The following is a 12,676-nucleotide window of genomic DNA, read 5'->3' as shown; positions in this document are numbered from 1 at the left end:
CCAGCTTTCAAAAAACACGCAGAGCACTGCGCGGGGGATTTTTGCGCGCCGAATTCATGCAACCAGACAATAAAAACAATGGGGTGGCTTATGAAAACAACAATAAATCGCAGCCTTGCAGTGGCAGGTTTTTGCCTGGCCTTACCGTCAGCTTCAGAGGCGCTGGAGTTTGGCGGCTACTTGCGCAGCGGTGTCGGCACGTCGGTCAACAGCAGCGGTCAGTCGTGCTTCCAGTTACCGGGCGCGCAGACCAAATATCGCTTGGGTAACGAGTGCGAGCAGTACGGCGAGCTGGAGTTGCGCCAGGACCTTTACACCCTCGACGACGGTTCGATACTGAGTGTCGACGGCATGGCCTCGCTGTACAACCGCTACGACCGCAGCCCCACCTTCAAGGACGACAACGGTTCGATCCGCTTGCCACAGGCTTATGCGCAGTGGTCGGCGATGCCCGCACTCAACGGTGGTTCATTGTGGGCCGGGCGCCGTTACTACAAACGCAATGACATCCATATTTCCGACTTCTACTACTGGAACCAGAGCGCCACGGGCGGTGGGGTCGAAGACGTGTTGATCGGCGACCTTAAATACAGCTACGCCTTTTCGCGCAAGGACAACCTGTACCAGAAGGACTACATCAATCGGCACGACTTCAACGTCGCCGGGTTCAAGACCAACCCGGGCGGTGAGCTGGAGTTCGGCTTGAGCTATATCGACAAACCCGACAGCCGCGATGCCCATCGGGGCTGGGCGATCACCACGCAACATGTGCAGACGGGTTTTCTCGGCGGCAAGAACAAACTGGCGCTGCAATACGGTGAAGGGCCGGGCACCGGGCTGGGCTATACCGGCAACGTCAAACTGGACGAGAGCAACAAGAGTTACCGGATCGTCGAGTTTTTCGACTGGCAGGTGACACCGCGCTTCGGTGGCCAGGTCGAGGCGGTGTACCAGAAAGACATTCGCCCGGACGGTGCCGATCAGAACTGGATCTCTCTAGGTGTGCGTCCCACCTATGCGCTCAGCGACCACTTCAAACTGGTGACCGAACTGGGCCACGATCAAGTCGAAGCCCAGGGCGGCACGCGCAAGCTGAGCAAATTCACGTTTGCCCCGACCTGGTCGCCCAAAGGCCCTGAGTTCTGGGCGCGTCCAGAGGTGCGCCTGTATTACACGTACGCTACCTGGAACGAGGCGGCCAAACGGGCGGCCAATGAACTGGCCAAAGGCTCGGCACTGTCTGATACCGGCGCCTTCGGCAGTGCTCGCCACGGTGCGAATGTCGGATTGCAGGTCGAATACTGGTGGAAATAAGCGATGCTGGTGGAGCGTTGCGCTCCATGAGCACTTCAAAGCATAAAACTGCAGGTGACGTCATGGCCACACCCCAACAATTGCAACTGCTGGCTCCTTTGTCCGGAGTCCTGATGGCGCTGGAGCAGGTCCCCGATCCGGTGTTTTCCGGGCGCGTGATCGGTGACGGCCTGTGCATCGACCCGACCTCGTCGACCCTGTGCGCGCCCATGGCCGGGGTCATCAGTAATGTGCAGGCCAGCGGACACGCCGTGAGCATAACCGACGACCATGGCGTGCAGGTCTTGATGCACATCGGCCTGGATACGGTGAACCTCGCCGGGCAAGGCTTCACCCGTCTGGTTGAAGAGGGCCAACGGGTCACCGCGGGGCAGGCGCTGATCGAGTTCGACGCCGATTACATTGCCCGACATGCGCGCAGCCTGATGACATTGATGCTGGTGGTCAGCGGGGAGCCGTTCACTTGGCTGGTCGCGTCGAGCGGACGGGTCGAAACCGGTCAGCCGTTGCTTGGGCTTGTCAGCGGACAGACGATCAGCGAAGAGCCAGGCGCAGCAGAAACGCCGGCGGTGTTTTCACAGCAGTTGAAACTACCCAACCCCAATGGCCTGCACGCGCGCCCGGCAGCGGTGTTCGCGCAAGCGGCAAAGGGCTTCGCGGCAAAGATTTACCTGCACAAACAGCAGGCTCGGGCCAACGCCAAATCCCTGGTGGCGATCATGGCGTTGCAGACCGCTTTCGGCGACAGCGTGCAGGTCAGTGCGGTGGGCGAAGATGCTGACGCCGCCATTGAGGCGCTGACTCGATTACTGGTTGAGGGCTGCGGTGAAACGGTGACAGCAGTGGCATCTGTCGAGGTGGTTGAAAGCGAGGTTCTGACCCTTCTGCGTGGCGTCTGCGCGTCACCCGGTTCGGCATTGGGCAAAGTGGTGCAGATCAGCGAGCCAGTCTTCGACGTCAGCGAGTTCGGCGGCGGAGCAGACATCGAGCGTGCGGCCCTCGCCACTGCCTTGGTCGAAGCGGATCTGGCCTTACAGCATTTGCGCGACAGCGCCGCTGGCGAGGCCGAAGCCGAGATCTTCAAGGCGCATCAGGAACTGCTCGAAGATCCGGGACTGCTCGACCAGGCCCAGGCGCTGATCAGTGAGGGCAAAAGCGCGGCGTTCGCCTGGCGCGCAGCCACTGAAGAAACCGCAGCGATGTTTCGCCAGTTGGGCAGTGCGCTGCTGGCTGAACGGGCGGCGGATCTGACCGATGTCGGGCGCCGGGTGCTCAAGTTGCTGCTGGGGATTGCCGAGCAGGCGCTGGCGTTGCCGCAAGACAGTATTCTGATCGCCGATCAGCTAACCCCGTCGCAGACCGCTGGCATCGATACCAGCAAAGTACTGGGGTTCGCTACGGTCGGCGGCGGCGCGACCAGCCACGTGGCGATTCTCGCTCGCGCCTGTGGCCTGCCGTCGATCTGCGGGGTGCCGGTGCAAATGCTCGCACTGTGCAACGGCACTCCGGTATTGCTTGACGCCGACAAGGGCGAATTGCATGTGCATCCCGATCCTGCGGCCGTTAGCCAATGGCAGGCGCGGCACGCGCAACAGCGTCACCGCCATGAACATGAGCTGGCCAATGCAACGCTCGCGGCACGGACCCGTGACGGGCATCACATCGAGGTGTCGGCCAACGTCGCCTCATTGTCTGAGACCGAGCAGGCAATGGCCCTGGGCGGTGCGGGCGTCGGCCTGCTGCGTTCGGAATTTCTCTATCTGGGCCGCAATCACGCACCGAGCCATGACGAACAGGTCGCCACCTACAGCGCCATCGCTCGCTGTGTCGGACCTGCGCGCAATCTGGTGGTGCGCACCCTCGATGTCGGTGGCGACAAACCGCTGGCCTACGTGCCCATGGACAGCGAAACCAATCCGTTCCTCGGCGTGCGTGGTATTCGTTTGTGCCTGGAGCGCCCGCAGTTATTGCGTGAGCAGTTCCGGGCCATGCTCGGCTGTTGCGATCTGACGCATTTGCACATCATGTTGCCGATGGTCACGCAACTGTCGGAACTGCGTCTGGCGCGGCAGATGCTCGACGAGGAAATCCTCGCGCTGGGGCTAACGCAACGGCCGAAACTGGGGATCATGATCGAAGTGCCGGCAGCGGCACTGATGGCGGACCGGTTTGCGCCTCTGGTGGATTTCTTCTCGATCGGCACCAATGACCTGACGCAATACACCCTGGCGATGGATCGCGATCACCCGCGCCTGGCCAGTCAGGCCGACAGTTTTCATCCCTCGGTACTGCGCTTGATCGCCATGACCGTGAAGGCCGCGCACGCCCATGGCAAATGGGTCGGCGTGTGCGGGGCGATGGCCTCGGAGCGTCTGGCGGTGCCGTTGTTGCTGGGGTTGGGGGTGGATGAGCTGTCGGTGAGCGTGCCGATGATTGCGCCGGTCAAGGCGACGGTGCGCGAGCTGCAGTTGGCCGAATGTCAGATCATCGCCCAACAAGTGCTCGGTCTGGAAAGTGCCGGGCAGGTGCGCGAGGCGCTGCAGCTGTTTCACGAGGCAACCGTCGATACTTTGCGGGTTCTGGAGAACTGAAGATGTTGGATAAATTGCAGAAGGCATTCTGGAAGGCCCTGACCCCGGATCTGGTCGTGGACACGCCCGAAGCGCCGGCCGAGCCGAGCGAAGGATTAAGCGCCGCCATCGTCGCGGCACTGGGCGGTGTGGATAACCTCCAGTCGCAGCAACCACTGGCGTTGACGCGGGTGCGGGTTGTATTGCGTGACGTGTCGGGCATTGATCAACAGGCTTTGAGCGCTGCCGGGGTCGCGGGCGTGATGCCCTTGGCGGACGGTGTGGTGCATCTGATTACCGGGCTGCGACCTTAAGCCGGTCAGGGGTGTGCGGCCTCAGGTCGCCCTTACTGTTTCTCATCCGCAGGTGTATCGTATTCGCCTTTTACGGACCTGCCGGGTCCGATGCTGATACGTGAGGTAGTTGAGTTCATGTCCTTTACCCGTCGCCAAATCCTCGGTGGCCTGGCCGGTCTTGTTGTCGTTGGTGTCGGAGCGGGGGGCGCGTCGCGTTATTGGCTGGGCAAAATGGCTGACGCTGAAGCGGGCCATGACTACGAGTTGATTGCCGCGCCCTTGGACGTTGAGTTGGTGCCGGGGCACAAGACCGAGGCCTGGGCGTTCGGCCCGTCGGCACCGGGCACCGAGTTGCGCGTGCGTCAGGGCGAATGGCTGCGGGTACGGTTCATCAACCATCTGCCGGTGGCGACCACCATCCACTGGCACGGCATCCGCCTGCCGCTGGAAATGGACGGCGTGCCATACGTCTCGCAACTGCCGGTACTGCCGGGCGAATACTTCGACTACAAATTCCGCGTGCCGGACGCCGGCAGCTACTGGTATCACCCGCACGTCAGCAGCAGCGAAGAACTTGGCCGGGGATTGGTCGGACCGCTGATCATCGAAGAGCGCGAGCCGACCGGTTTCAAATACGAAAAGACCTTGAGCCTGAAGAACTGGCACGTCGACGACGAAGGCAATTTCGTCGAGTTCAGCATTCCCCGTGAAGCGGCCCGTGGCGGCACGGCAGGGCGGCTGTCGACGATCAATGGCGTGCCGTTGCCGGTGATCGAATTGCCGGCCGGGCAGATCACGCGTGTGCGCCTGCTCAATCTTGATAACACCCTGACTTATCGCATCAACATTCCCGGCGTCGAAGCGCAGATCTACGCGCTGGACGGCAATCCGGTCGAGCCACGGCCGCTGGGCAAGGAATACTGGCTCGGCCCCGGCATGCGCATTTGCCTGGCAATCAAGGCTCCGGCGGCCGGTGAAGAATTGTCGCTGCGTAACGGCCCGGTGCGTCTGGGCACCCTGCGTTCGGTGGCCAACAACGATGCGCCGACCGAGTGGCCGAAGGCCTTGCCGGCCAACCCGGTGGCCGAGCCGGATCTGGCCAATGCCGAGAAACTCAACTTCAATTTCGAATGGGTCGGGTCGGTGTCGATCAACGTCGACAACGGCAAGCCGCCGAGCCTGTGGCAGATCAACGGCAAGGCCTGGGACATCACCGACAAGACCTGCGCCGACCGGCCGATTGCCAGCCTGAAACTCGGTCAGAGCTACATTTTCGAATTGAAAAACATGACCCAGTACCAGCACCCGATTCACCTGCACGGTATGAGTTTCAAGGTGATCGCCTCGAACCGGCACAAGATCATCCCGTACTTCACCGACACTTATCTGCTGGGCAAAAACGAGCGCGCGCAGGTGGCGCTGGTGGCCGATAATCCTGGGGTGTGGATGTTCCATTGCCATGTGATCGACCACATGGAAACCGGCCTGATGGCCGCCATCGAGGTGAAGTGATGCGCCAGATTCGCCCCGCCGCGATCATCGACCGCAGCCGTGACCGCGACTTCATGCGCGAAGCCCTGGACCTCGCCGCCCAAGGTGCAGCGCTCGGCGAAGTGCCAGTGGGCGCGGTGCTGGTGCAGGACGGTGAGATCATCGGTCGCGGTTTCAATTGCCCCATCACCACCAGCGACCCCAGTGCCCACGCGGAAATGGTCGCGATCCGCGCCGCCGCCCAAGCGGTGGACAACTATCGCCTGCCGGGCAGCACGCTGTATGTGACGCTGGAGCCGTGCAGCATGTGCGCCGGGCTGATCGTGCATTCCCGCGTGGCCCGGGTGGTGTATGGCGCATTGGAACCGAAAGCGGGGATTGTGCAGAGTCAGGGGCAGTTTTTCACCCAGGGCTTTTTGAATCACCGGGTGTTGTATGAAGGCGGGGTGTTGGCGGAGGAGTGTGGCGCGGTGCTGACCGAATTCTTCCGCGCCCGAAGAGCAAAAAGCCCCTCACCCTAACCCTCTCCCGGAGGGAGAGGGGACTGACCGAGGTGATTGGCAGAGCTATGGCGATCAAGATATCGAGTTGAACTCAGATCTTGAAAAGCCTAAAGATCGGCCCCCTCTCCCGGAGGGCGAGGGGACTGATCGAGGTGATTGGCAGAGCTATGGCGATCAAGATATCGAGTTGAACTCAGATCTTGAAAAGCCCAAAGATCGGGCCCCTCTCCCGGAGGGCGAGGGGACTGACCGAGGCGATTGGCAGAGCTATGGCGATCAAGATATCGAGTTGAACTCAGATCTTGAAAAGCCCAAAGATCGGCCCCTTCTCCCGGAGGGCGAGGGGACTGACCGAGGTGATTGGCAGAGCTATGGCGACCAAGATATCGAGTTGAACTCAGATCTTGAAAAGCCCAAAGATCGGCCCCCTCTCCCGGAGGGAGAGGGGACTGACCGAGGTGATTGGCAGAGCTATGGCGATCAAGATATCGAGTTGAACTCAGATCTTGAAAAGCCCAAAGATCGGCCCCCTCTCCCAGGGGAGAGGGCTGGGGTGAGGGGTGAGTTCACCGCGGTGTTTGAGAGGTTGGATTACTTCTTCGCGACAATCACAGCACGCATCGGCGCCGGCAGGCCCTCGATGGTTTTGCTGTGGTCTTCGGGATCAAGGAAGTCGCTCAGCGACTGGTACTTCATCCACTCGGTGCCGCGCTGCTCTTCGACCGTGGTGGTGCTGACGTCCACACACTTCACATCGGTGAAACCTGCTCGGCGCAGCCACAATTCCAGCGCCGGCACCGACGGCAGGAACCACACGTTACGCATCTGCGCGTAGCGGTCTTCCGGCACCAGCACCTGATGCTTGTCGCCTTCGACCACCAACGTTTCCAGTACCAGTTCGCCGCCCTTGACCAGGCAGTCCTTCAGCGCCAGCAAATGTTCGATCGGCGAACGACGGTGGTAGAACACACCCATGGAGAACACCGTGTCGAAGCCTTCGAGGTTCGGCGGCAGGTCTTCGAACGGGAACGGCAGGTGCCAGGCGTTCGGCTCGGGCAGATAGCGCTGCACCGCCTGGAACTGGCAGAAGAACAGCCAGTTCGGATCGACACCGATCACGCTGTCCGCGCCGGCGCCGAGCATGCGCCACATGTAATAACCGTTGCCGCAACCGACATCGAGGATGCGTTTGCCCTTCAAGTCGAGGTGCGGCGAGACGCGTGACCACTTCCAGTCCGAGCGCCATTCGGTGTCGACGTGCACGCCGAACAGGTCGAACGGGCCTTTGCGCCACGGCGACAGGCCCATCAGTGCGGTCCGCATCTGCGCGCGGGTTTCATCGTCGCAGTCGGTGTTGAGTTTCAGACCGTTGAGCAGGTCGACTTCGCTTGGCTGGATCTTCGGCAGGGCGTCCAGCGCACTTTGCCAGCGCTCCAGGTCGCCGTGACCTTTCTCCATTTTCTTGTCGAGTTGCACTTGCAGGGTGCTGGCCCATTCGGCCAGCGGTGTGCCGGCCAGACGGCGGGCGAGGGGGGACAGATCAATCATGGCAAGGCAATCAACGAGGCAAAGTTAAGACACTGGAACCACGGCACGACTTTCGAGAACCCGGCGGCCAGCAGGCGTTCGCGGTGTTCTTCGAGGCTGTCGGGCTTCATGACGTTTTCGATGGCGCTGCGCTTCTGGGCAATCTCCAGTTCGCTGTAGCCGTTGGCGCGTTTGAACGCGACGTGCAGATCGGTGAGCAGCGCGTGCTCTTCGGCATCGTTGAAGCGCAGTTTCTCCGACAGAATCAATGCGCCGCCGGGCAGCAAAGATTGGCGGATACGCGAGAGCAACGCGGTGCGCTGTTCCGGGGCAATGAATTGCAGGGTGAAATTCAGCGCCACCACCGAAGCAGGCTGGAAATCGAGGGCGAGGATGTCGCCTTCAATCACTTCGACCGGCAGCAACTCCTGGAACATCGAATTCTGGCCGTTAAGGTATTCGCGGCACCGCTCGACCATCGCCGCCGAGTTATCCACAGCGATCACCCGGCAACCGTCGGTGCGAACATGGCGGCGAAGCGCCTGAGTCACCGCCCCGAGCGACGCGCCAAGGTCATAGAGCACGCTGTTCGGCTGGGCGAATTGCGCGGCGAGCACGCCGAGGTTTTCGACGATGGTCGGGTAACCCGGCACCGAGCGCTTGATCATGTCCGGGAACACCCGCACCACGTCTTCGTTGAAGGCGAAGTCAGGCACCTTGTCCAGGGGCTGGGCGAAAATGCGATCGGGTTCTTTGCTCACGGCGGTTTCCGGCGGTGTCGGTGGAAAAGGCCGGCATTTTAGCCAAACTGGCGCGGGGATGCGCGGGTTGTCTGATAAAGCACCGCACACAAACCTGAAGCACACACGTGTGGCGAGGGGATTTATCCCCGCTCGGCTGCGAAGCAGTCGTAGAACCTGTGCATGCGATAGGTCTGATACACATTGCTGGCAGGTTTTAGGGGCCGCTTCGCAGCCCATCGGGGATAAATCCCCTCGCCACAGTTATTCAGCGTTTGGTCTGGGAGAAGGCGGAGGCCGCAATGCCCCACTGGCCCAGCCAGTAGCTGAGGATGATGACGTACGGCGCAGCGTGAAATGGCGACACAAACCGGTCAATGCCAATCACGCTGTCCGAGAACACAAACGCCAGCGCACCCCCCGCCGCCAGTAGCGCCGAACGCTTGGGCACATCGGTTCCGAGACGAGCGAGGGCACGCCAGAGCATTGCGCTGATCGCCGTGCCGTAAACGATCACCGGCACCAGCAACGGCCCCAGACCGCTGGAAATCAGAAGTCCCAGCAATACCGCGCCAACTCCGAGGGCGAGCACCAACGGCAACACCGCCAGACGCTTGCAGTCACTCAGATAAGCCTTCAGATAAGCCAGATGCGCGACCAGAAACGCACCGAGGCCGAACACAAACAGGTCTCCCGGCCACGCCAGCAACACGTCACCGAGCAGTGAGAAAATCAGACCCAGGCTGATCCAGCGCCGATAGTCACCGGGCGGCGCATCGTGCAACCAGCCGAGCAGCGCCAACACCGGCAACGGTTTGACCAACAGGCAGAGCAGCGCCGCATGGGTACTCAGGCCGTAGAGATACGTCACCGCGCCCATCAGCGCCAGAATCAGCCAGCCCACGATCAGTTCACCGAGATCGCGCAGTCAAAGGTTTCCACCGGCAACACTTCCGGAGCCCACGGCTGTTGCGAGGTCAGGCGCAAGCGCCCGGTGCCGGGAGCGAAGGCCTGAAAGCGCCAGGTCGACAGGCCGGCCGCACCGACGACGCCGGCGTCTTCTGGATTGCTGTAAACCTCGGGGCTCAATGCACGCAGCACGCCACCGGCCGAATCCTGAATGGCCCAGCGATAGCCCGTGGTCGGGTTGCTTGGCAGCATCACAATCAGGTTTTGCCCGTTGGTGAGCCGGACCGGGCACTCGCTTTGTTTTTCCACGGTCACGTTGTGTTTCGGCGGCGTGGCGCACGCGGCCAGCAACGAAAGGGCGAGGGGGATAAACAGGCGAGTGGGGGACATAAGGTCAGCAGCTCCGGCGTTGGTGACGAACGGCGAGCATAACTGAAGATGAGACAAAGTGTGACAACGCCAAGCCCTCACCCTAACCCTCTCCCAGAGGGAGAGGGGACTGACCGAGGTGTCTTGTGTCAAACATCGACCTGAAAAACCTAGTCGATTATGGATTCAGCGACATAGCTTCAGGTCGGCGTACTTCTGCAATATTCCGCAATTAGCTCCCTCTCCCTCCGGGAGAGGGCTGGGGTGAGGGGCTTTCTGTCAGAACAGGATCTTCGCCACATCCGCAAACTTCTTGGCGAAATGCACAGTAATCCCTTCCTTCAGATAATCCGGCAATTCCTCAAAATTACCCCGGTTTGGCTCCGGCAGGATCAATTCGAAAATCTTCTGCCGCCGCGCTGCAATCACCTTCTCGCGCACCCCGCCAATCGGCAGTACATGCCCGGTCAGCGTCAGTTCGCCGGTCATCGCCACGCCTTTTTTCGGCGCCTGATTGCGCGCGAGCGAGAGCAAAGCACTGGCCATGGTCACGCCGGCGCTCGGGCCGTCTTTTGGTGTGGCGCCTTCCGGTACGTGCAGGTGGACGAAGGCTTCGTCGAAGAACTTCGGATCGCCGCCGAACGACTTCAGGTGCGAGCTGACGTAGCTGTAAGCGATCTCCGCCGACTCCTTCATCACATCGCCCAGTTGCCCGGTGAGTTTGAACCCGCGATTGAGCGTGTGAATCCGCGTGGCTTCGATCGGCAGGGTCGCGCCGCCCATGCTGGTCCAGGCCAGACCGGTAATGACGCCGGTGCCGGACAACACTTGTTCATTGCGAAATACCGGATGACCCAGCGACCCTTCAAGGTCTTTCGGCCCGAGTTTGATCACCGCTTTCGGGTCGTCGATCAGCTTCATCACCGCTTTGCGCACCAGTTTGCCCATTTGCTTTTCCAGCTGGCGTACGCCGGCTTCACGGGCATAACCGTCGATCAAGGCCTTGAGCGCGCTGTCGCTGATGCTCAGGCTGCCCTTGGACACGCCGGCCTTTTCCAGCAGTTTCGGCCACAGGTGACGCTTGGCGATGGCGACTTTTTCTTCGGTGATGTAGCCCGACAGGCGAATCACTTCCATCCGGTCCAGCAGCGGGCCGGGAATCGAATCGAGGGTGTTGGCGGTGCACACGAACAGGACTTTCGACAGGTCCATGCGCAGGTCCAGATAGTGATCGAGGAATTCGACGTTCTGCTCCGGGTCGAGGGTTTCCAGCAGCGCCGAGGCCGGGTCGCCCTGGTAGCTCTGGCCCATCTTGTCGATCTCGTCGAGCATGATCACCGGGTTCATCACTTCGACGTCTTTCAGCGCCTGGACGAGTTTGCCCGGCTGCGCGCCGATGTAGGTGCGGCGGTGGCCCTTGATCTCGGCTTCGTCGCGCATGCCGCCGAGGCTGAAGCGGTAGAACGGCCGGCCGAGGGATTCGGCGATGGATTTGCCGACGCTGGTCTTACCCACGCCCGGCGGGCCGACCAGCAGCACGATGGAGCCGCTGATTTCGCCTTTATAGGCACCGACCGCGAGGAATTCGAGGATGCGGTCCTTGATGTCGTCGAGGCCGGCGTGGTGTTTGTCGAGGACTTTGCGTGCGTGCTTGAGGTCGAGTTTGTCCTCGCCGTACACGCCCCACGGCACCGACGTCGCCCAGTCGAGGTAGTTGCGGGTGACCGCGTACTCCGGCGAGCCGGTTTCGAGGATCGACAGCTTGTTCATTTCCTCTTCGAGGCGTTTCTGCACCTGCGCCGGCAGGACTTTGCCTTCCAGGCGCTGCTCGAACTGTTCGAGGTCGGCGCTGCGGTCGTCCTTGGTCAGGCCGAGTTCCTGCTGGATGACCTTGAGTTGCTCTTTGAGGAAGAACTCGCGCTGATGCTCGCCGATCTTGCGGTTAACTTCGGCGGAAATCTCTTTCTGCAGGCGCGCGACCTCGACTTCCTTGCGCAGCATCGGCAGGACTTTTTCCATGCGCTTGAGCATCGGCACGCAGTCGAGCACTTCTTGCAGCTCATTACCTGTCGCCGAAGTGAGGGCGGCGGCGAAGTCGGTCAGCGGCGACGGGTCGTTGGGGCTGAAGCGGTTGAGATAGTTCTTCAGCTCTTCGCTGTACAGCGGGTTGAGCGGCAGCAGTTCCTTGATCGCGTTGATCAGCGCCATGCCGTAGGCCTTGACCTCGTCGGTCGGCTCGGTCGGCTGATGCGGGTATTCGACTTCCACCAGGTACGGCGGGCGGTGGTGTTTGAGCCAGGTCTTGATGCGCACGCGGCTCAGGCCTTGGGCGACGAACTGCAGTTTGCCGTTCTCGCGGCTGGCGTGGTGGACTTTGACCAGCGTGCCGTATTGCGGCAGGGCGCCGGTGTTGAAGTGGCGCGGGTCTTCCTGGGGCGTGTCCATGAAGAACAGGGCCAGCGAGTGGTGTTCGGATTTGCTGACCAGTTCGAGGGTTTCGGCCCAGGGTTCTTCGTTGACGATGACCGGCAGGACTTGCGCCGGGAAGAATGGCCGGTTGTGGATCGGGATGATGTAGACCTTGTCCGGCAGGTTCTGGCCGGGCAGGGCGAGGCCTTTGCCGGAGGAGGTGTGTTCGATGTGTTCGGCTTCGGTGTAGTCGTCTGGGTTTTCCGGGAATTCTTGCTGGTCGCTCATGGGGCACCTGCGCAATGGGGTATGGGTCTTAGATGGGGCAGGCTTGGGGTGGTTTCAATGGGGGGGGTGTTTCTGTTTGTGTGTTCAGGGTTTTGACAGGGTTTCTCTGCACCTGACGACCTTCTGAACGCCGCCCGCAAGGCGTTTTCACCCCTTGGGCTGGGCCTGTTCAGTACGGCGCAGAGCGGCGGCATCCGACTGTAAAAAACCACCGGGCCGTGAAGCCCGGTGGTGGTTGGCAATGCGCCGTTCACGCCTGA

Annotated in this window: 10 protein-coding genes; 5 read left to right on the top strand and 5 right to left on the bottom strand. The window is 61.3% G+C overall.

Annotation, left to right across the window (positions count from 1 at the left end; translation table 11 throughout):
* The first annotated feature begins 90 nt into the window (after nucleotides 1-90).
* The 5 genes from HV782_RS23575 to tadA all read left to right on the top strand — a co-directional run bounded on the left by HV782_RS23575 (nucleotide 91) and on the right by tadA (nucleotide 6,192).
* A complete protein-coding gene (locus HV782_RS23575) occupies nucleotides 91-1,314 on the top strand; it encodes a maltoporin (RefSeq protein WP_186748220.1) in 1,224 nt (407 codons plus the stop codon).
* A 62-nt stretch (nucleotides 1,315-1,376) separates the two neighbouring features.
* Nucleotides 1,377-3,905 carry a phosphoenolpyruvate--protein phosphotransferase gene (gene ptsP, locus HV782_RS23570; RefSeq protein ID WP_186748219.1) on the top strand — a complete coding sequence of 843 codons (2,529 nt, stop codon included), beginning with the start codon at nucleotides 1,377-1,379 and terminating at the stop codon, nucleotides 3,903-3,905.
* A gap of 2 nt (nucleotides 3,906-3,907) precedes the next feature.
* Entirely contained in the window at nucleotides 3,908-4,198 is a 291-nt protein-coding gene (locus tag HV782_RS23565; RefSeq protein WP_128614561.1) for a PTS sugar transporter subunit IIB, read from the top strand.
* Between the two features lie 117 nt (nucleotides 4,199-4,315).
* On the top strand, nucleotides 4,316-5,692 hold the full coding sequence (locus HV782_RS23560) for a multicopper oxidase family protein (RefSeq protein WP_186748218.1): 1,377 nt from the start codon (nucleotides 4,316-4,318) through the stop codon (nucleotides 5,690-5,692).
* Entirely contained in the window at nucleotides 5,692-6,192 is a 501-nt protein-coding gene (tadA, locus tag HV782_RS23555) for a tRNA adenosine(34) deaminase TadA (RefSeq protein WP_123466085.1), read from the top strand. The genes HV782_RS23560 and tadA overlap by 1 nt, the downstream gene beginning before the upstream one ends.
* A 573-nt stretch (nucleotides 6,193-6,765) precedes the next feature.
* Here the strand turns inward: tadA and cmoB are convergent.
* The 5 genes from cmoB to lon all read right to left on the bottom strand — a co-directional run bounded on the left by cmoB (nucleotide 6,766) and on the right by lon (nucleotide 12,416).
* Entirely contained in the window at nucleotides 6,766-7,722 is a 957-nt protein-coding gene (cmoB, locus tag HV782_RS23550; protein ID WP_186748217.1) for a tRNA 5-methoxyuridine(34)/uridine 5-oxyacetic acid(34) synthase CmoB, read from the bottom strand.
* On the bottom strand, nucleotides 7,719-8,462 hold the full coding sequence (gene cmoA / locus HV782_RS23545; RefSeq protein WP_186748216.1) for a carboxy-S-adenosyl-L-methionine synthase CmoA: 744 nt from the start codon (nucleotides 8,460-8,462) through the stop codon (nucleotides 7,719-7,721). Before cmoA ends, cmoB begins: the two co-directional genes overlap by 4 nt.
* A 247-nt stretch (nucleotides 8,463-8,709) precedes the next feature.
* Nucleotides 8,710-9,345, bottom strand: coding sequence for a lysoplasmalogenase (locus tag HV782_RS23540; protein ID WP_186748215.1), 636 nt, complete (start codon nucleotides 9,343-9,345; stop codon nucleotides 8,710-8,712).
* A 2-nt stretch (nucleotides 9,346-9,347) separates the two neighbouring features.
* On the bottom strand, nucleotides 9,348-9,740 hold the full coding sequence (locus tag HV782_RS23535) for a protease inhibitor I42 family protein (RefSeq protein ID WP_128615635.1): 393 nt from the start codon (nucleotides 9,738-9,740) through the stop codon (nucleotides 9,348-9,350).
* Between the two features lie 258 nt (nucleotides 9,741-9,998).
* Nucleotides 9,999-12,416, bottom strand: coding sequence for an endopeptidase La (gene lon, locus HV782_RS23530; RefSeq protein WP_189655973.1), 2,418 nt, complete (start codon nucleotides 12,414-12,416; stop codon nucleotides 9,999-10,001).
* Nucleotides 12,417-12,676: the final 260 nt, after the last annotated feature.

The organism is Pseudomonas monsensis (assembly GCF_014268495.2).
GTDB classification, from domain to species: domain Bacteria; phylum Pseudomonadota; class Gammaproteobacteria; order Pseudomonadales; family Pseudomonadaceae; genus Aquipseudomonas; species Aquipseudomonas monsensis.
Note: the sequence above shows the minus strand (reverse complement) of the source record. Positions and strands in the feature narration are given on the sequence as shown.

Bases quoted from the DNA above. Each gene is read 5' to 3' on its own strand.
- HV782_RS23575 (WP_186748220.1), top strand. From the start codon at position 91: ATGAAAACAACAATAAATCGCAGCCTTGCAGTGGCAGGTTTTTGCCTG.
- ptsP (WP_186748219.1), top strand. From the start codon at position 1,377: ATGGCCACACCCCAACAATTGCAACTGCTGGCTCCTTTGTCCGGAGTC.
- HV782_RS23565 (WP_128614561.1), top strand. From the start codon at position 3,908: ATGTTGGATAAATTGCAGAAGGCATTCTGGAAGGCCCTGACCCCGGAT.
- HV782_RS23560 (WP_186748218.1), top strand. From the start codon at position 4,316: ATGTCCTTTACCCGTCGCCAAATCCTCGGTGGCCTGGCCGGTCTTGTT.
- tadA (WP_123466085.1), top strand. From the start codon at position 5,692: ATGCGCCAGATTCGCCCCGCCGCGATCATCGACCGCAGCCGTGACCGC.
- cmoB (WP_186748217.1), bottom strand. From the start codon at position 7,722: ATGATTGATCTGTCCCCCCTCGCCCGCCGTCTGGCCGGCACACCGCTG.
- HV782_RS23535 (WP_128615635.1), bottom strand. From the start codon at position 9,740: ATGTCCCCCACTCGCCTGTTTATCCCCCTCGCCCTTTCGTTGCTGGCC.
- lon (WP_189655973.1), bottom strand. From the start codon at position 12,416: ATGAGCGACCAGCAAGAATTCCCGGAAAACCCAGACGACTACACCGAA.